This window comes from Synechococcus sp. CS-1333 (assembly GCF_025128015.1).
Taxonomy (GTDB): Bacteria; Cyanobacteriota; Cyanobacteriia; order PCC-6307; family Cyanobiaceae; genus MW101C3.
Window position 1 is genome coordinate 73,661 of sequence record NZ_JAHLYO010000016.1, and the last position, 16,184, is coordinate 89,844.

A 16,184-nucleotide genomic window follows, 5' to 3' on the forward strand; every position below is an offset into this window, starting at 1 on the left:
CTCTCAATCTGCTTACACACTGGCGGCGGCGGGGCCGCACTGCCAGGAATTGGTCCGCATCGGCAGACGATTCAGTCGATGGCGGCAGCAATCGGCATGCGCCAGCCACTGCCGAAGGCCCGGCCGCTCACCTTGATCAGCGGCGCGGCCTGGCGCCGTTTGAACTCGGCCCGGCGCAGCAGGCGGTACACACGCTGGGCCACTTGAGCATCCGTGCCGGCGGCCACCAGCTCCTCCGGGCTGCGCAGCTCTTCGATGAACTGCCGCAGCAGGGGGTCCAGCACGGCGTAGTCGGGCAGGGAATCGGTGTCGCGCTGATCAGGCCGCAACTCAGCGCTTGGTGGCTTCTCGCGGATCGCCGCGCCGATCAGCTCCCCATTGGCCGGCAGCCCGCAACTGCGGCGGCAGTCGGCGGCGGCGGGGCTGTCCAGCCAGGCGCAAAGGCGGAACACGGTGGTCTTGTAGAGGTCGCCGATCACCGCCAGGCCGCCGTTCATGTCGCCATAGAGGGTGCAATAGCCCACGGCCAGCTCCGATTTGTTGCCGGTGGAGAGCAACAGCCGGCCCTGGGTATTGGCCATGGCCATCAGCAGAGTGCCGCGGATGCGGGATTGCAGGTTCTCGGCCGTCAGCCCTGTGGGTGCGGCTCCGATCGGCGCTTCCAGGGCCTGATCAAATCCCCGCATCAGCGGCTCGATCGCCACGCAGCCGTGGGCGACGCCGAGGCGATCCGCCAGCGCGATCGCATCGGTGCGGGATCCTGCTGAGCTGTAGGGGGAAGGCATCAGCAACGCGAACAGCTGGTCAGCCCCCAAGGCCGCCACGGCCACGGCGGCCACCAGCGCTGAATCGATGCCGCCGCTGAGCCCGAGCAGCGCTTGCCGGAAGCCGCATTTGCCGGCGTAGTCGCGCACCCCCAGCACCAGCACCCGGAACAGTTGCTCCATCGGATCCGGAGGTGGGGCGACGGGGCCCGTGGGTTCAGCCCCTGGGTCGCTGTCCCACACCGCCAGGCTCTCGGCGGCGCAGGGCAACTGAAGCCGCATGGCACCGGCTGCGTCCACCACGAAGCTGCCGCCGTCGAACACCAGCTCATCGTTGCCGCCCACCTGGTTCACGTACGCCACCGGGCACTGCAGCCGGGCGGCCGCCGCCTGGGCCAGCCGGCAGCGCACTGTGCCTTTGCCCTGCACGAACGGAGACGCCGAGAGGTTGAGCAGCAGGTCGGGCTGCAGCGGCATGAGCGCGGCGATCGGGTCCGCCCCGCGCAGCCGATGCCCCTGCAGGCGTTCCTCCACCCAGAGGTCCTCGCAGATGGTCAGGCCGATGCGCCACGGGCGCCCGCCCCACTGGCGTTCGATCAGGCAGGCCGCGTCGGCCGGCTGAAAGTAGCGGCGTTCATCGAAGACGTCGTAGCTGGGGAGCAGGCGCTTACGGGCGACGATGCTCCAGCCGCCCTGCTCCACCAGGGCCACGGCGTTGTGAAGCGCCGGCAGTCCGTTGCCAGCCACCGGCTCGGCGACGCCCACCAACAGAGCCAGCCCGCCGGGCAGCTCATGGGCCAGCGCATCGAGCACCTGCTCCTGCTGGCGCAGCAGCGCAGGCCGCAGCAGCAGATCCCGTGGCGGGTACCCCCACAGCGACAGCTCGGGGCTGGCGACCAGATCAGCCCCGGCAGCGGCGGCCTGACGGCTACGTTCCAGAAGCAGTGCACCGTTGCCGCGCAGGTCTCCCACCAGCGGGTCGATCTGGGCGAGGGCGAGCCGCATCAGCGCAGCGGCGGGGTGGCCGGCCGCCTGCTGGCCGCCACGTCGCCCAGGCCGTAGAGGTTGCGCTTGCGCAGCTCCGGCCACAGTTCCGCCGGGATCAGCTGGGGATCGGGATGGAGGCGCAACTGGGAACTGGCCGTGGCCGGGATCTGCAGCGGCAGCACCTCCACCCGGCCTCCCCGTTGCACCAGGCCATCGATGTGCAGCGCGTCGAGCGGCCAGCCCAGGCGAGGCACCACGGCCAGCCGGCAGGCGGCGAGCAGGGCATCCGCCGCGTACCAGCGGGGAATCTGCGGCAGCAGATCGCTGCCCACCACGAAGATCAGGTCGGCTTCAGGCCAGAGCCGGCGGGCCTGCTCCAGGGTGTGGAGGGCGCGGCTGTGGCTGAGGCTCTGGTCCACCTGAATACGAGGATTGCCGATCCCCTCGACCAGCGCCCGCAGCAGCACGGCGCGCACCTCAATGGGGGCCCCATGCTGCTTGAAGGGGTTGTCGCTGGCCCAGGTGCGCACCAGCGGGTAGCGCTCTCCCAGGGCCTGCAGCAGAGCGCGGTGCCCGAGGGTGGGCGGATCGGCGCTCGTGCCGAACAGGGCCACCTGGTCGGGCGCGCTCATGGCTGCAGCCCCTGCAGGGCCGGATCCCAGCCCCGCGGCGTCCATTGCTGCAGCCAGACCTGGGTCTGGGGATCCTGCCGGGCCAGGCGCCGCAGCAGGGCACCGGGGCGGGCCGGGCCCTGATGGGCCGCTTTGAGCAGTTCCGCGGCGGTCAGCCGGCCGGTGAGCCGGGTGGTGTGAACAGCCAGCGCCGCCTGGGCCAGGGCCACGGGCGCGGCAGGGGCCAGCGAGAGCCCGCCGGTGAATGGCGCTGCCACCAGCAGCGCCTGGCGCAGGGCGCCCAGCAGCAGCTGGATGCCGATCTGGGTGCCGCCCAGCAAGGCGCTGTGGCCTGACAGCCGGGCCAGCATCCGCCGCGCCTGGGCGCCATTGATCGTGAGTCCGTACAGCCGGCAGAGCTGCATCACCAGGGCGGTGTCGCAGGCGAGCGAACCAGCCAGATCCAGCAGCACCAGTGGATTGGCGGCAACGCCGGCGGCTTTGAGGGTGGCGTACCGCCCGATCACCCCATGGGCCTGGCATTGCTGCTGGTGCAGGCGCTGGGCCTGCAGACGCTGAGCGAATCGATCCCCTGCCTTGAGACTGTTGAGGGCGAGGAACAGGGCCCCGTGACTGGTCAGCAGGTCCACCAGCCGCTCCTGAAGAGGCTCGATGGCGGGCGGCCGGGCTTCGCTGCGCACACGGCCGTCAGCCAGCAGCTGGGCCTGTCTTGGCGCCGCCGACACCGCCACCAGATCCAGGCCGGCGGCGGCGGCCGGCAGCCGCCGGCGAATGCTGTCGAGCAGCTGGACGCGTTCGCCGGCCGGCCAGCAGTCGATCCGGTTCACCACCAGCAGCAAGGGCTTGCCCCAGCCGAGCACCTGCTCCAGGGCTTCGCCTTCCGGGCTGGTGAGGTCGCCGTCGAGCACAAACAGCAGCAGGTCGGCGCCAAGAGCCACCCTGGCGGCCAGCCGCTGGCGGGCCGGGCCATCCACCTCGTCGATGCCGGGGGTGTCCACCAGCTCCACGCCGTTCAGACCCGCGATCGACTGCTGCCAGCGTTCTCGTTCCTGCAGGCGGGTGCTCCCGTGGGCCAGGTCGGTGGCGAAGCGGGAACGCCCGAGCAAGGCGTTCAGCAGGCTGGATTTGCCCACACCCACGCGGCCGAACACCGCCAGCCGCAGGCGGCCCTGCTCCAGCCGCTCAATCTGGCGATCCAGGGCCGCCAGCTCCGGACCCAGGGCCGAACACTCGCGAGGGGTGAGGTTGATCTCCGAGCGCCAAAGCCTGAGCAACTGGCGGCAACGTGTGGGGGTGTCGGGCGTGGGCCTCATTCGCCGGGGACCTCCACAGGCGACTGCGGCCGCCGCCACCAGCCGGCCAGCACCGCCAGTACGGCGTCGGCACCGATCACACCGACGAAGCCACCGAATTCATCCACCACCACCCGCACGGAATGGCTGCTGCGCCGGAAGGCGGTGAGCAGACGGTCAGCGCGGATCATCTCCGGCACGAACTCCACCGGGCTGATGAGGTTCTGGATCGTGGTCTCACCGCGCCCTTCCACCAGGGCCTGCAGAAGGCTTTCCTGGCTGGCCACCCCCAGCACTTCGTCCACCTCTTCGCCCAGCACCACCCACCACGGGGCGTGCTGGGCAAGCAATTGAGGCTTCACGCTCTGGAGGCTTGCCATCCCAGGCAGGGTGGGGGCTGCCACGCGGGGCACCATCAGATCCCGCGCTGTCAGGTCGTTGAGTTGGAACACCTTGCCGATCATGGCGGCTTCGTCGGCTTCGATCTGGCCGGTGCGGGAGCCAAGCCTGGCCAGCAGGCGGATCTCCTCCTCGTCGGTGCTGAGCTCGCTCTCGGCGGTGATCGCCGGCATCAGACGTTCGAGCACCAGCACCAGCGGCAACATCAACCGCAGCAGCACGTTGACCGTGGCGGCGCTCGCCAGGGACACCGGCATGGCCATGCTGCTGCCGATCGATTTGGGCAGGATTTCCCCCAGCAGGATCACCAGCACGGTGAGGCCGAACGAAAAGAGGGGCAGGGCCATGCCGGAGACGCCCAGCTGCGCGAACACCCAGCCGGCATAGCTGCCGATCATCAGGCTGCCGAAGATGTTGAAGCCGTTGTTGAGAATCACCAGCACCGCCAGGGCACGGCCCAGACGGTTTTTCAGCCGTTGCAGGGCCCTGGCACCGCGCGGCGGCACCGGACGGCCCGCCAGTTCGTGCACCTTGAGGGGATTGACCGTGAGGATGGCCGCCTCGACGCCTGAGCACAGCGCTGATCCCGCCAGAATCACCACCACCAGCGCTGCCAGGCCGAACAGCTCATTCATGGTGGCGCGCCCTTCCCAGCTCGCTCATGTCGGCGCCTTCATCAAGGCAGGGCATTCCATGCCCTTATTTAATCGTCTAAGTCTCTGTCCCGCCGTTTCGTGGTTCCTCCATGGTGATTTCCGCTGCCACCTTCCAGCAGCGTCGCGCGCTTTTCCTGGAACGGCTCGGTGCCGTGGCCGCCGTGATTCCCGCTGCTCCACTGGTCACCCATCACGCCGATGTGGAACATGGCTTCCGCCAGCACAGCGATTTCTGGTACCTCACGGGGTTCGATGAGCCTGGGGCCGTGGCCCTGTTCCTGCCGCACCGCAGTGAGCACCGGTTCGTGCTGTTCGTAGAACCCAAGGACCCTGCGGCCGAGGTCTGGAACGGCTTCCGCTGGGGGTGCGAAGGCGCGGTGTCCCAGTTCGGCGCCGACCTGGCCCATCCGCGGGCGGAACTGGCCGAACGGCTGGCGGAGTACCTCCAAGGGGCCGAGGGCATCGCGTTCCGGGTGGGTCGTCATCCGAGCGTGGAGCCGCTGGTGCTTTCCGCCTGGGCCGCCCAGCTCGACCGGGCACCGCGCAGCGGTCAGGCGGCGCTTGGCCTGGTGGCACCCTGCCCGCTGCTGCACCAGCTGCGCCTGCGCAAGACCGAGGACGAGCTGGAGCGCCTGCGCGAGGCCGCCCGGATCTCCGCCGAAGCCCATGAGCTGGCGCGGCAGGTGGCGCGGCCCGGGCTGAACGAGCGGCAGGTGCAGGCTGCGATCGAGCAGCACTTTCTGCTTCAGGGCGCCCGTGGTCCTGCCTACGGCTCGATCGTCGCCGGCGGCGACAACGCCTGTGTGCTGCACTACACGAGCAACAGTGCACCCTTGCTGGACGGCGATCTGCTGCTGATCGACGCCGGTTGCAGCCTCAGCGATTACTACAACGGCGACATCACCCGCACCTTCCCGGTGGGCGGGCGCTTCAGTGCGGAGCAGCGCGCCCTCTACGACCTGGTGCTGGCTGCCCAGCAGGCGGCAATCGCCTGCGTGAAGCCAGGGGCCGATGCCGAGCAGGTGCATGCGGCCGCGGTGCGGGTGCTGGTGGAGGGACTGGTGGAGCTGGGTCTGCTGCAGGGGGAGGTGGATGGCCTGATCGAGCAGGGCGCCTACCGCCACCTCTATATGCACCGCACCGGCCACTGGCTGGGGCTCGATGTCCACGACGTGGGTGCTTACCGCCTCGGCGAGCATCCTGTGCCGCTTGAGCCCGGCATGGTGCTCACAGTGGAGCCTGGGCTCTACGTGAGCGATCGGCTGCCCGTGCCGGATGGCCAGCCCGCCATCGACGCGCGCTGGAAGGGGATCGGCATCCGCATCGAGGACGACGTGGCCGTGACCCCCAGCGGGCACGAGGTGCTCACAGCCGCTGCTCTCAAATCAGCAGACGCCATGGAGCGGTGAAACCGGCTGCACGGTCCGGGCCGTTCGCTCAGCCGAGCAGGCGGTTCAGCAGCGCGGGAGCCTCCGCCGTGGTGGTCAGGATGTGGTCGGCGCCTGCCTGGGTCAGGTGGTGTTCGTAGACCTGCCGTTGCGCAACGGCTCCCGCGTCCTGCAGGTGAGGCGGAGCCACCGCCAGGCTGACGAAGGCCTGATCGGGATGGCACGCCCGAGCACGCTGCACCGTTTCCACATCCGCCACGGTGTCGCCCACATAGGCCACCAAGGGGGCTTCATGGCCCAGGTCGGTGGTGGCCAGGCGGGCGGCAAGCGTGAGCAGGCCGGTGGGATCGGGCTTGTCCGGAGCGTCGCCCATGGCGATCAGGGGAGGCTGCGGCAATCCGAGCCGCTGATGCAGCACGAAGCGCGCGGAAGCCGGTTCAGCGCCGCTCACGAACCCCCAGGCGAAGCCGTGCTGGCTCAACTGCTCGAAGAAAGGCGGCTGTACCAAAAGCGTTTCTTCCCGGATGAAGCCCTGCCACGCTTCTGGCGGGCCGTCTGGGTCTCCCCCGAAATAGAGCTGGCTGAACACCTCCACCAGGGCACCAAAGCTGGGTAGCGGGTCATGCCCGTGGCGCCGCAGCAGCTCCAGCGATGCCTCCCAGTCGTTGTTCCAAAGACCTTCGCTCTTTAGTGCATCCACCTCGGTCTGTCCGGGCCTCCAACCGCTGTAGTGGTGAACGGTTTCAGCCAGGGCGCGGCGGTAGCTGCCGCTCACGTCGCGAATGACCCCGTCGATGTCGAACAGCAGAACAGCGCGGGGCTTCAGGGCAGGGAGGCCGGGGCTGGTAGGTTACTCGTTTGATTGTTGTCCTTGAGCGCCGAACCTATGACGGCCAGCGATAGCCCTGACGCGGCGGTTTCTGCGATGCCCGCCGTGTCCGCCATGCCTGAGATCCTTCCCGCCGCCGCGGATCCGAGTGGCGCCCGCGAAGGGCGTCCCGTGCTGCGTGGCGCCAGCGCCGCACTGGCCACGGCCACCCTCGACGAAGATGGCGTTCCTTCCGGCCACACGCCGAAAGCGGATGAAGGCCGCTTCCTGCTCAAGATCCTCTGGCTGCCCGACAACGTCGCTTTGGCCGTTGATCAGATCGTGGGCGGTGGCCCCAGCCCCCTCACCTCCTACTTCTTCTGGCCGCGGGAAGATGCCTGGGAAACCCTCAAAGGTGAACTGGAAGCCAAATCCTGGATCACCGACAATGAGCGGGTGGAGATCCTCAACAAGGCCACCGAGGTGATCAACTACTGGCAAGAGGAAGGCAAAGGCAAGTCGCTCGACGAAGCCAAGCTCAAGTTCCCCGACGTCACCTTCTGCGGAACCGCTTGATTGTCAGCGGCGGGCTGCATTGGCTTACGGCCTACAGCGCAGTCCACTTCCTTTCAAGCGTCGTTTGGCTTGGCTTGGCTTCACTGGCCAGGTTCAGGAACGGCTCAACACCTGCTGAAGCGAACGGTCGATGGGTGCCGCTCTCCAGCACATCGCTCACCGACACTCGCCAGAACGTCTAGCACGTTAAAGGCCCCAAGCAGGGGCCTTTTCTTTGTCGATCAAGCGTTCGACCTCCGCACTCGCCCTCGGCCAACTCGAATTCGTCAACAAGCTGGGTCGACGGTCAAGTTCCAGCCACAGTCGAGTTGTATCCGCTACCGGGTTGCATCCGCGGTCGAGCTGCATCCTTCATCGATTGTCATTGGTAGCCAAGTTCCAGCCACCATCAGATTGCATTCATGATCAAGTTCACCAGGCTTGATCGCCGGATGGTATGGATCGATTGACAGCGATTCTCCACTCTGACTTCGCCACGTTGATGATGACGTTCGTGGGAAGTTGAAGTGCCCGAATTCAGCGCTAGTGAGCCGGCGTTGAGCGTTGCAGGGCCTGCTGGCGGAGATCCAAGGCCTCTTGGCCAAGAACCAGGGCCAGCTGGCAGAGTTCAAGGGCCAGCTGGCAAACATCCAGGGCATACAAAAAAAATCTTGGACCGGGCTTGTGGAGCCGATCCAAGGCTGTTGATGGCATTGCGGCCAAAAGGATTGGGGCCGCCAGCAAAGGACAGCGCCGTTGATGGATCAGGCCTTGCGGGTGGCCTGAAGCCTGGCCCGGGCCCGAGCCAGGTTCTGGACGGCTTTCACCTTTTCCGTGCTGGGCGGCTGGCCTTCGAAGCTGGCTGCACGCAGCTGGGCTTCTTCCACCTGCTGCTCGGCGGCGGCGGCATCGATTTTGTCTCCGAGCTCTGCGGTGTTCACGAGCACAGTGACTTCGTCGGCTTCGACTTCGGCAAAACCACCCATCAAGGCAATGGAGGTCCAGTCTTTGCCGCTGCGCAGGCGCATCACGCCCACATCGAGAGCAGTAAGCAAGGAGACGTGTCCGGGGAGGATCCCCAGCTGCCCAGTGGTGCTGGGCAGGATCACCTCATCCGCGCTGCCGTCGAAAACGCTCTGGTCAGGTGCCAGAACACGGAGATTGAGAGTCATGGCGAGAAGGTGACAGGGAGATCAGAGGCAGTCCGTCGCGAATCAGGACTTGGCGTCAGCGAGGATCTTGGCGGCCTTGGCCTTCACCTGATCGATGTTGCCCACGAGGTAGAAAGCAGCCTCGGGAAGATCATCCAGCTCACCAGCGAGGATCATATTGAAGCCGCTGATGGTGTCTTCGAGCTTCACGTATTCGCCGGACTGGCCAGTGAAGATTTCAGCCACAAAGAAGGGCTGAGACAGGAACTTCTCGATCTTGCGCGCGCGGTCGACGGTGCGACGGTCGTCTTCGGAGAGTTCGTCGAGGCCGAGGATGGCGATGATGTCCTGAAGCTCTTTGTAGCGCTGCAGGGTGGATTGCACGGAACGGGCGGTGCGGTAGTGCTCGTCGCCCACAACGGCCGGCTGGAGCATGGTGCTGGTGGAGTCGAGCGGGTCGACGGCCGGGTAGATGCCCTTCGAAGCCAGGCCGCGGCTCAGCACCGTGGTGGCATCGAGGTGGGCAAAGGTGGTGGCGGGAGCGGGGTCGGTGAGGTCGTCGGCCGGCACGTACACAGCCTGGATCGAGGTGATTGAACCTTCGAGCGTGGAGGTGATGCGTTCCTGAAGCTCACCGACGTCGGTGCCGAGGGTGGGCTGGTAGCCCACAGCGGAGGGCATGCGGCCGAGCAGGGCGCTCACTTCGGAGCCGGCTTGGACGAAGCGGAAGATGTTGTCGATGAACAGCAGCACATCCTGCTTGTTCACATCACGGAAATGCTCGGCCATGGTGAGTGCCGACAGACCCACGCGCATGCGGGCGCCGGGGGGCTCGTTCATCTGACCGAAGCAGAGCGCCACCTTGGATTTCGGGAGGTCTTCGGAGTTGATCACTCCAGATTCCTTGAACTCTTCGTAGAGGTCGTTGCCCTCACGGGTGCGCTCGCCAACGCCACCGAACACGGAAACACCGCCGTGCTCCTTGGCAATGTTGTTGATGAGCTCCTGGATCAGCACGGTTTTGCCCACGCCGGCGCCACCGAACAGGCCGACCTTGCCACCCTGGCGGTAAGGAGCCAGGAGGTCGATCACCTTGATGCCGGTTTCAAACACCTTGGGCTTGGTTTCGAGCTCGATCAGCTTCGGCGCATCCCTGTGGATGGGAGATGTGAGGGTGGAGGTGACCGGACCACGCTCATCAACCGGCTCGCCGAGCACGTTGAAGATGCGGCCAAGAGTGGCCTCACCCACGGGGACGCTGATCGGGGCGCCCGTATCGAGGGCGGACATGCCACGCACGACGCCGTCGGTGCCGCTCATCGCAACGGCACGCACCCGGTGGTCGCCGAGCAGCTGCTGGACTTCCGCAGTGAGGGCGATGTCCTGACCCGAGGAGTTGCGGCCTTCAACGCGGATGGCATTGAAGATGCGGGGCAGCTTGCCGGCCGGAAATTCAATGTCGAGAACGGGGCCGATCACCTGACGGACAACACCCTTGGAGCCGGTGTTGACGGGAGCAGCAGCAGCCATAGGAAAGGAAGGAAGATCGCGCAGCGGGACGCGCGCCCGCCTGAAGCCGCGCCACCATACCACCGCGAATGGCCTGGTCTTCAGAGCCTGAGGCCCGTGCCGCGTGCTGGGTTCGGTCAACCGCACACCGTACCGATTGCACTGCACCCTTCCACCGCCATAGGTTGGCACTCAGGCAGGGCGAGTGCTAATTCGCTCTCCCCTGTGGCGCCCACGGCGCCGCACCACCGCATTTGAAACGATCCATGGCTGCTGTCTCCCTCAGCGTCTCCACTGTCAAACCCCTTGGAGATCGCATTTTCATCAAGGTGTCCGAATCGGAGGAAAGAACCGCGGGCGGCATCCTGCTCCCCGACACTGCACAGGAGAAGCCCCAGGTGGGCAAAGTGGTCCAAGTGGGCCCCGGCAAGCGCAATGAGGACGGCTCCCGCCAAGCTCCTGAAGTGAGCGTGGGCGACAAGGTGCTCTACAGCAAGTACGCCGGTACTGACATCAAGCTCGGCACCGATGAGTTCGTGCTGCTCTCCGAAAAAGACATTCTCGCCATCGTCGACTGATCGCTCCGGCACCTGAGGTTCCTGTGAGCCTTAACTGCCCTCACTGATCACGTCCTGACCCCCGACGACTCGTGGGACGGTCAACCCTTTACCAACTACTTCAAGGAGCATCCCTTCCATGGCCAAGCGCATCATCTACAACGAGAACGCCCGCCGGGCCCTCGAAAAAGGCATCGACATCCTCGCTGAGGCAGTTGCCGTCACCCTCGGCCCAAAGGGCCGCAACGTGGTGCTGGAAAAGAAATTCGGCGCTCCCCAGATCATCAATGACGGCGTCACCATCGCCAAAGAGATCGAACTGGAAGACCACATCGAGAACACCGGTGTGGCCCTGATCCGTCAGGCCGCCTCCAAAACCAACGACGCCGCCGGCGACGGCACCACCACGGCCACCGTCCTGGCCCACGCCATGGTCAAGGCGGGTCTCCGCAACGTGGCTGCGGGCGCCAACGCCATCACCCTCAAGAAGGGCATCGACAAGGCTGCCGATTTCCTCGTCAAGAAGATTGAGGAGCACGCCAAGCCGATCGCCGACAGCAACGCCATCGCCCAGGTGGGCACCATCTCCGCCGGCAACGACGAAGAGGTGGGCCGCATGATCGCCGACGCTATGGACAAGGTCGGCAAAGAAGGCGTGATCTCCCTGGAAGAAGGGAAGTCGATGACCACCGAACTGGAGGTCACCGAGGGCATGCGCTTCGACAAGGGCTACATCTCCCCTTACTTCGCCACCGACACCGAGCGGATGGAAGCGGTGCTCGACGAGCCCTACATCCTGCTCACCGACAAGAAGATCGGCCTGGTGCAAGACCTGGTGCCCGTGCTTGAGCAGATCGCCCGCACCGGCAAGCCCCTGCTGATCATCGCCGAGGACATCGAGAAGGAAGCCCTCGCCACCCTGGTGGTGAACCGCCTGCGCGGCGTGCTCAACGTGGCCGCCGTCAAGGCCCCTGGTTTCGGCGACCGCCGCAAGGCCATGCTTGAGGACATCGCCGTTCTCACCAACGGTCAGCTGATCACCGAAGACGCCGGCCTCAAGCTGGAGAACACCAAGCTGGAGATGCTGGGCACCGCCCGCCGCATCACCATCAACAAGGACACCACCACCATCGTCGCCGAAGGCAACGAAGTGCCCGTCAAGGCCCGTGTGGAGCAGATCCGCAAGCAGATCGACGAAACCGACTCCTCCTACGACAAGGAGAAGCTGCAGGAGCGTCTGGCCAAGCTGAGCGGCGGTGTGGCCGTGGTCAAGGTGGGTGCAGCCACCGAAACCGAGATGAAGGACAAGAAGCTGCGCCTGGAAGACGCCATCAACGCCACCAAGGCGGCTGTTGAGGAAGGCATCGTTCCTGGTGGCGGCACCACCCTGGCCCACCTGGCCCCTGCTCTCGAGGAGTGGGCGGCTGCCAACCTCACCGGCGAAGAGCTGATCGGTGCCACCATCGTGGCCTCCGCCCTCACCGCTCCGCTGATGCGGATCGCCCAGAACGCCGGTGTCAATGGCGCCGTCGTCGCTGAGCATGTCAAGGGCATGCCGTTCAACGAGGGCTACAACGCCGCCACCGGTGAATACGTCGACATGCTGGCTGCCGGCATCGTTGATCCCGCCAAGGTGACCCGCTCCGGCCTGCAGAACGCCGCCTCGATCGCCGGCATGGTGCTCACCACCGAGTGCATCGTGGCCGACCTGCCCGAGAAGAAGGAAGCTGCTCCCGCCGGCGGCGGTGGCGGCATGGGCGGCGACTTCGACTACTGATCGTCTGCCCCTGGATTCGCAGGGTCACCCTGCGGATCCAGCTCCGATCAACCGTCACTGCTTCAAGCCAGCAGCTTCGAACCGCCAACTTCGAGCGATCAGCTGCCAACCAGCAGCAGATCAGTTGCGACCGATCAGCGCATCACCGGAGCAGGCCAAAAGCCTGCTCTTTTTTCGTCCTTTGTCCATGTGGCCGGCGGGGAGGCGCCAAGATGCATGCGCAGAGGTATGCCACAACGGCGCAAGGGCTCAACGTCCCTGCCGCAGCAAGTTCCTACTTGCCGGGCACGAAGGCAAGCGCGACGCCGTTGTTGCAGTAACGCTTGCCGGTGGGCCTGGGTCCATCGTTGAACACATGGCCCTGATGCCCGCCGCAGCGGCGGCAGTGGTATTCCGTGCGGGGCACGATCAATTTGAAATCCAGCTGGGTGACCAACGCATTCGGCAGGGGCTGCCAGAAGCTGGGCCAGCCGGTGCCACTGTCGAATTTCGTGGTGGAGGAGAACAGCGGCAAACGGCAGCCAGCACACACGTAGGTGCCGGCTCGCTTTTCGTTGTTGAGCGGGCTGGAGAACGGCCGCTCCGTGCCCTCACGGCGCAGCACTGCAAAGGCGGCAGGACTCAGGCGCTCCTTCCAGGCAGCCTCACTGAGTTGCCAGGCAGGATCGCCAGCCTTGCTCGCAGCCTCAGCTTTTCGGCCTCCCAACAGAGGAGAGAGCAGGAGGGCCAGCGAGGCCAGCAAGCCACGGCGTTTGATTGGTGTCACGGCAGGGTCAGCGCAGCCAGCCGGCGCTCAGCACCACGGCGAGGCCGAGAAACAGGGCAAGCAGGGTCCAGGTGACGCGGTTGAGTGTGGCTTCGGCGCTGCGGGCGCTGCTGAACATCGACCCGCCACTGCTGGCCAGGCCTCCCATGCCATCGCCCTTGGGGCTGTGCAGCAACACGCTGGCGATCAGGAGCACGCCGAGAGCGGCCCAGATCCAGGAAAGAACCGTGGTGATCATCTTCAGACCCTACCCAAACACCAGGCCCGAACGCCAGGCCGATCGGCCCTTCAGAGTGCGGGCAGGCTGACCTGACGGCCCGCCGGGCTCAGACCTGCAGCGCCCGTGGCCGCAAGGGCTCAGGAGTGGGCAGCAGTGGCGATGGCTCGATCAGGGAGGTCCCCGTCATGTTGGCGGGCACAGGCAGCTCAAGGATCTCCAGCAGGGTGGGGGCGATGTCCGCCAGGCCGCCCCCTTCCCTCAGGCGCACATCCGTGCCGTGGCCAGCCAGCTTGCGCCGTTCCCCTTCCACCAGGATCACCGGAACCGGGTTGGTGGTGTGGGCCGTCCAGGGCCGCCCGTCCTCCCCTTTCATCACTTCGGCATTGCCGTGATCGGCGGTGATCAGCAGGGTGCCCCCCTGCCGATTGGTAGCTTCCATCAGTCGGCCCACGCAGTGATCCACGGTGGCGATGGCGGCGGCTGTGGCCTCCATCTGCCCCGTATGGCCCACCATGTCGGGATTGGCGTAGTTGATCACCACCAGGGAGTAGATGCCTTTGTTGATCGAGGCGATGCAGCTGTCGGTGAGGGCAGCGGCGGACATCTCGGGAGCCTGGTCGTAGGTGGCCACCCGCGGGGAGGGCACCAGGTGGCGGTCTTCGCCGTTGAAGGGCTGCTCGATGCCGCCGTTGAGGAAATAGGTGACGTGCGGATACTTCTCCGTTTCGGCGGTGCGCAACTGGCGCAGCCCGTGTTCGGAGACCACCTGGCCGAGCAGACCATCGAGTGACTCGGGGGGGAAGGCCACCGCCACGTCGAGGGCTTGCTCGTACTGGGTGAAAGTGACCAGGTGCAGAGGCTCGATGCGCTCCCTGGAGAAACCGCTGAAGTCTTCGAGCACAAGGGCGCGCACCAACTGACGCACCCGGTCGGGGCGGAAGTTGAAACAGATCAGGCCATCGCCGGGGCTCAGGTGGCCGGAGCTGAGGCGGTAGGGCTCAAGGAACTCATCGTTGATGCCGTTCTCGTAGGCCGCCAGGACCACCTGCTGGGCCGTGAGCGGGCCGTCGGCCGGTCTGGCCTCGGTGAGCAATCGGTAGGCCTTCTCGGTGCGGTCCCAGCGGTTGTCGCGGTCCATGCTCCAGTAGCGGCCGCAGATCGTGCTGATCCGCCCCACGCCGGCGGCTGTGATCTGGGCATCGATGCGGTCGAGGAAGGCGATCGCGCTCTGGGGCGGGGTGTCGCGCCCGTCGGTGACCACATGGATGCAGACGTCGCTGAGGCCGCGGCCTGCGGCCCACTGCAGCAGGCCGCCCAGGTGATCGATGTGGCTGTGCACGCCGCCGTCGGAGCAGAGGCCGATCAGGTGGAGTGCGCCGCCATTCACCAGCAGGGTGTCGGCCAGGGCATTGAGGGCGGGATTGGCGGCAAGGCTGCCGTCCTTCACCGCTTTGCCGATCCGCACCAACTCCTGCCGGATGATCCGCCCGGAGCCGATGGTGAGGTGGCCCACTTCCGAGTTGCCCATCTGGCCGTCGGGCAGGCCCACGTCGCCGCCGCTCGCCTGGATCAGCGTGTGGGGGTAGGCCTCCCACAGCGCATCCATCACCGGGGTGCTGGCCGCGCGGATCGCATTGTTATCGCTGGCTTCGCGGTATCCCCAGCCATCGAGAATGGCCAGTACCACCGGTGGCACGTAGCGGTGATCCACGGGGCCGGAGGGGGGAGGGGGGAGAGAGCCGCTCGGGCGAGAGCTGGAGCTCGTGGAAGGAATGTCGGTCACCGATTCTTCCGCAAAGCCCTGATACAGGCTGATCGCCCTCAAAATTACAGTGTGATCTCTTCGTCACAGAAAGCAGGCCGGTAAGCGTCAGCTAATGGGCATAAGCGCAAGGAGACTCCCTTACCATTTCACCTCCGGGATCCCCACATGGTGTCGTCAATCGGTGACCATTGCGTGGAGATTCTCTCCGCCCAGGATCTGACCCGCACGGTTCATCGCCTTGCCTCCCAGGTGCTGGAGAGTGCGCCGGACAGCCGCCAGCTGTTGCTGCTCGGCATCCCCACCCGCGGCGTCGAGTTAGCTCGGGTGCTGGCCGCCCAGCTCGAAGCCAGCTGCGGTCATCCAGTGGATCAGGGCAGCCTTGATCCCACCTTCCACCGCGACGACCTGGCCCGGGTGGGCACCCGCATGGTGCAGGCCACCCAGCTGCCTGCAGCGCTCGAAGGCCGCCATGTGGTGCTGGTGGACGACGTGATCTTCACCGGACGGACGGTGCGAGCCGCTCTGGAGGCGTTGCACGCCTGGGGCCGGCCGGCGGTGGTGCGTTTGCTGGTGATGGTGGACCGGGGGCACCGGGAGCTGCCGATCCAGCCTGATTTCTGTGGTCGGGTGGTGCCCACCAGCCGCCAGGAGTCGATTCAGCTCTGGCTGGCGGCCGTGGATGGGCGCGATGGTGTGGTGCTGCTCAAGCCCTGAGGCAAGTCTCTTCAGGCCACCGGCTCGAGCTCGTCCGGGCGGAAATGGGCGCGATAGCGACCGAACGCCACCACCACCGGCAGGGTCGGGCTGATCGGACGACCTTTCCAGTCGTCAAGCACCTGGAACACCTCACCCTCCAGTCCCTGGAGGTCGAAGGGCTGACCGCGGTGCTCTGGATGGGTGTACACCACGACGCTCTGGCAGACCCTGACCTGTTCTCCCGGCTTCATGAAGGATGCGG

Annotated in this window: 17 protein-coding genes; 6 read left to right on the forward strand and 11 right to left on the reverse strand. The window is 66.2% G+C overall.

Features of this window, described 5'->3' with window-relative positions:
• Positions 1-71: 71 nt before the first annotated feature.
• The 4 genes from KQ303_RS07355 to KQ303_RS07370 are packed head-to-tail and all read right to left on the reverse strand — an operon-like array spanning position 72 to position 4,709.
• Positions 72-1,769: an NAD+ synthase gene (locus tag KQ303_RS07355; protein ID WP_259729794.1), complete on the reverse strand. Its 1,698-nt coding sequence runs from the start codon at positions 1,767-1,769 to the stop codon at positions 72-74.
• On the reverse strand, positions 1,769-2,383 hold the full coding sequence (locus tag KQ303_RS07360) for a nicotinate-nucleotide adenylyltransferase (protein WP_094512816.1): 615 nt from the start codon (positions 2,381-2,383) through the stop codon (positions 1,769-1,771). The genes KQ303_RS07355 and KQ303_RS07360 overlap by 1 nt, the downstream gene beginning before the upstream one ends.
• The gene (locus tag KQ303_RS07365; protein WP_259729795.1) at positions 2,380-3,696 is read right to left on the reverse strand and encodes a GTP-binding protein; all 1,317 of its coding nucleotides are present in this window, start codon (positions 3,694-3,696) and stop codon (positions 2,380-2,382) included. The genes KQ303_RS07360 and KQ303_RS07365 overlap by 4 nt, the downstream gene beginning before the upstream one ends.
• Positions 3,693-4,709, reverse strand: coding sequence for a CNNM domain-containing protein (locus KQ303_RS07370; protein WP_255140651.1), 1,017 nt, complete (start codon positions 4,707-4,709; stop codon positions 3,693-3,695). Before KQ303_RS07370 ends, KQ303_RS07365 begins: the two co-directional genes overlap by 4 nt.
• A 110-nt stretch (positions 4,710-4,819) precedes the next feature.
• Here KQ303_RS07370 and KQ303_RS07375 point away from each other — a divergent pair, with 110 nt between their 5' ends.
• Complete coding sequence (locus tag KQ303_RS07375) at positions 4,820-6,139, forward strand: aminopeptidase P N-terminal domain-containing protein (protein ID WP_259729796.1); 1,320 nt, start codon at positions 4,820-4,822, stop codon at positions 6,137-6,139.
• 28 nt (positions 6,140-6,167) lie between these two features.
• Here the strand turns inward: KQ303_RS07375 and KQ303_RS07380 are convergent, their stop codons facing one another.
• On the reverse strand, positions 6,168-6,944 hold the full coding sequence (locus KQ303_RS07380) for a TIGR01548 family HAD-type hydrolase (RefSeq protein WP_259729850.1): 777 nt from the start codon (positions 6,942-6,944) through the stop codon (positions 6,168-6,170).
• 117 nt (positions 6,945-7,061) lie between these two features.
• Here KQ303_RS07380 and KQ303_RS07385 point away from each other — a divergent pair, with 117 nt between their 5' ends.
• Positions 7,062-7,502 carry a 30S ribosomal protein PSRP-3 gene (locus tag KQ303_RS07385; protein WP_233132959.1) on the forward strand — a complete coding sequence of 147 codons (441 nt, stop codon included), beginning with the start codon at positions 7,062-7,064 and terminating at the stop codon, positions 7,500-7,502.
• Positions 7,503-8,045: 543 nt separating this feature from the next.
• Positions 8,046-8,189, forward strand: coding sequence for a hypothetical protein (locus KQ303_RS07390; RefSeq protein ID WP_259729797.1), 144 nt, complete (start codon positions 8,046-8,048; stop codon positions 8,187-8,189).
• Between the two features lie 56 nt (positions 8,190-8,245).
• On the opposite strand, the gene atpC is transcribed toward KQ303_RS07390, so the two are convergent.
• Together atpC and atpD are read right to left on the reverse strand one after the other, a co-directional pair.
• Complete coding sequence (gene atpC / locus KQ303_RS07395) at positions 8,246-8,653, reverse strand: ATP synthase F1 subunit epsilon (RefSeq protein WP_094512717.1); 408 nt, start codon at positions 8,651-8,653, stop codon at positions 8,246-8,248.
• Positions 8,654-8,695: 42 nt separating this feature from the next.
• Positions 8,696-10,162, reverse strand: coding sequence for a F0F1 ATP synthase subunit beta (atpD, locus tag KQ303_RS07400; RefSeq protein WP_259729798.1), 1,467 nt, complete (start codon positions 10,160-10,162; stop codon positions 8,696-8,698).
• Between the two features lie 245 nt (positions 10,163-10,407).
• Here atpD and groES point away from each other — a divergent pair, with 245 nt between their 5' ends.
• Together groES and groL are read left to right on the forward strand one after the other, a co-directional pair.
• On the forward strand, positions 10,408-10,719 hold the full coding sequence (gene groES, locus KQ303_RS07405) for a co-chaperone GroES (protein ID WP_259729799.1): 312 nt from the start codon (positions 10,408-10,410) through the stop codon (positions 10,717-10,719).
• Positions 10,720-10,837: 118 nt separating this feature from the next.
• Positions 10,838-12,475: a chaperonin GroEL gene (gene groL, locus KQ303_RS07410; RefSeq protein ID WP_259729800.1), complete on the forward strand. Its 1,638-nt coding sequence runs from the start codon at positions 10,838-10,840 to the stop codon at positions 12,473-12,475.
• Between the two features lie 274 nt (positions 12,476-12,749).
• On the opposite strand, the gene msrB is transcribed toward groL, so the two are convergent.
• The 3 genes from msrB to gpmI all read right to left on the reverse strand — a co-directional run bounded on the left by msrB (position 12,750) and on the right by gpmI (position 15,148).
• On the reverse strand, positions 12,750-13,232 hold the full coding sequence (gene msrB / locus KQ303_RS07415) for a peptide-methionine (R)-S-oxide reductase MsrB (protein WP_259729851.1): 483 nt from the start codon (positions 13,230-13,232) through the stop codon (positions 12,750-12,752).
• Between the two features lie 16 nt (positions 13,233-13,248).
• A complete protein-coding gene (gene secG, locus KQ303_RS07420) occupies positions 13,249-13,479 on the reverse strand; it encodes a preprotein translocase subunit SecG (protein WP_094512713.1) in 231 nt (76 codons plus the stop codon).
• 88 nt (positions 13,480-13,567) lie between these two features.
• Positions 13,568-15,148 carry a 2,3-bisphosphoglycerate-independent phosphoglycerate mutase gene (gene gpmI / locus KQ303_RS07425; protein ID WP_094512814.1) on the reverse strand — a complete coding sequence of 527 codons (1,581 nt, stop codon included), beginning with the start codon at positions 15,146-15,148 and terminating at the stop codon, positions 13,568-13,570.
• 243 nt (positions 15,149-15,391) lie between these two features.
• On the opposite strand from gpmI, the gene pyrR reads away from it, so the two are divergent.
• On the forward strand, positions 15,392-15,940 hold the full coding sequence (pyrR, locus tag KQ303_RS07430; protein WP_094512712.1) for a bifunctional pyr operon transcriptional regulator/uracil phosphoribosyltransferase PyrR: 549 nt from the start codon (positions 15,392-15,394) through the stop codon (positions 15,938-15,940).
• Positions 15,941-15,951: 11 nt separating this feature from the next.
• Here the strand turns inward: pyrR and KQ303_RS07435 are convergent, their stop codons facing one another.
• On the reverse strand, positions 15,952-16,173 hold the full coding sequence (locus KQ303_RS07435; protein WP_094512711.1) for a ferredoxin-thioredoxin reductase variable chain: 222 nt from the start codon (positions 16,171-16,173) through the stop codon (positions 15,952-15,954).
• Positions 16,174-16,184: the final 11 nt, after the last annotated feature.

Bases quoted from the DNA above. Each gene is read 5' to 3' on its own strand.
- KQ303_RS07360 (WP_094512816.1), bottom strand. From the start codon at position 2,383: ATGAGCGCGCCCGACCAGGTGGCCCTGTTCGGCACGAGCGCCGATCCG.
- KQ303_RS07375 (WP_259729796.1), top strand. From the start codon at position 4,820: ATGGTGATTTCCGCTGCCACCTTCCAGCAGCGTCGCGCGCTTTTCCTG.
- atpC (WP_094512717.1), bottom strand. From the start codon at position 8,653: ATGACTCTCAATCTCCGTGTTCTGGCACCTGACCAGAGCGTTTTCGAC.
- KQ303_RS07365 (WP_259729795.1), bottom strand. From the start codon at position 3,696: ATGAGGCCCACGCCCGACACCCCCACACGTTGCCGCCAGTTGCTCAGG.
- KQ303_RS07370 (WP_255140651.1), bottom strand. From the start codon at position 4,709: ATGAATGAGCTGTTCGGCCTGGCAGCGCTGGTGGTGGTGATTCTGGCG.
- KQ303_RS07385 (WP_233132959.1), top strand. From the start codon at position 7,062: ATGCCTGAGATCCTTCCCGCCGCCGCGGATCCGAGTGGCGCCCGCGAA.
- groL (WP_259729800.1), top strand. From the start codon at position 10,838: ATGGCCAAGCGCATCATCTACAACGAGAACGCCCGCCGGGCCCTCGAA.
- pyrR (WP_094512712.1), top strand. From the start codon at position 15,392: ATGGTGTCGTCAATCGGTGACCATTGCGTGGAGATTCTCTCCGCCCAG.
- secG (WP_094512713.1), bottom strand. From the start codon at position 13,479: ATGATCACCACGGTTCTTTCCTGGATCTGGGCCGCTCTCGGCGTGCTC.
- atpD (WP_259729798.1), bottom strand. From the start codon at position 10,162: ATGGCTGCTGCTGCTCCCGTCAACACCGGCTCCAAGGGTGTTGTCCGT.
- KQ303_RS07435 (WP_094512711.1), bottom strand. From the start codon at position 16,173: ATGAAGCCGGGAGAACAGGTCAGGGTCTGCCAGAGCGTCGTGGTGTAC.
- groES (WP_259729799.1), top strand. From the start codon at position 10,408: ATGGCTGCTGTCTCCCTCAGCGTCTCCACTGTCAAACCCCTTGGAGAT.
- KQ303_RS07355 (WP_259729794.1), bottom strand. From the start codon at position 1,769: ATGCGGCTCGCCCTCGCCCAGATCGACCCGCTGGTGGGAGACCTGCGC.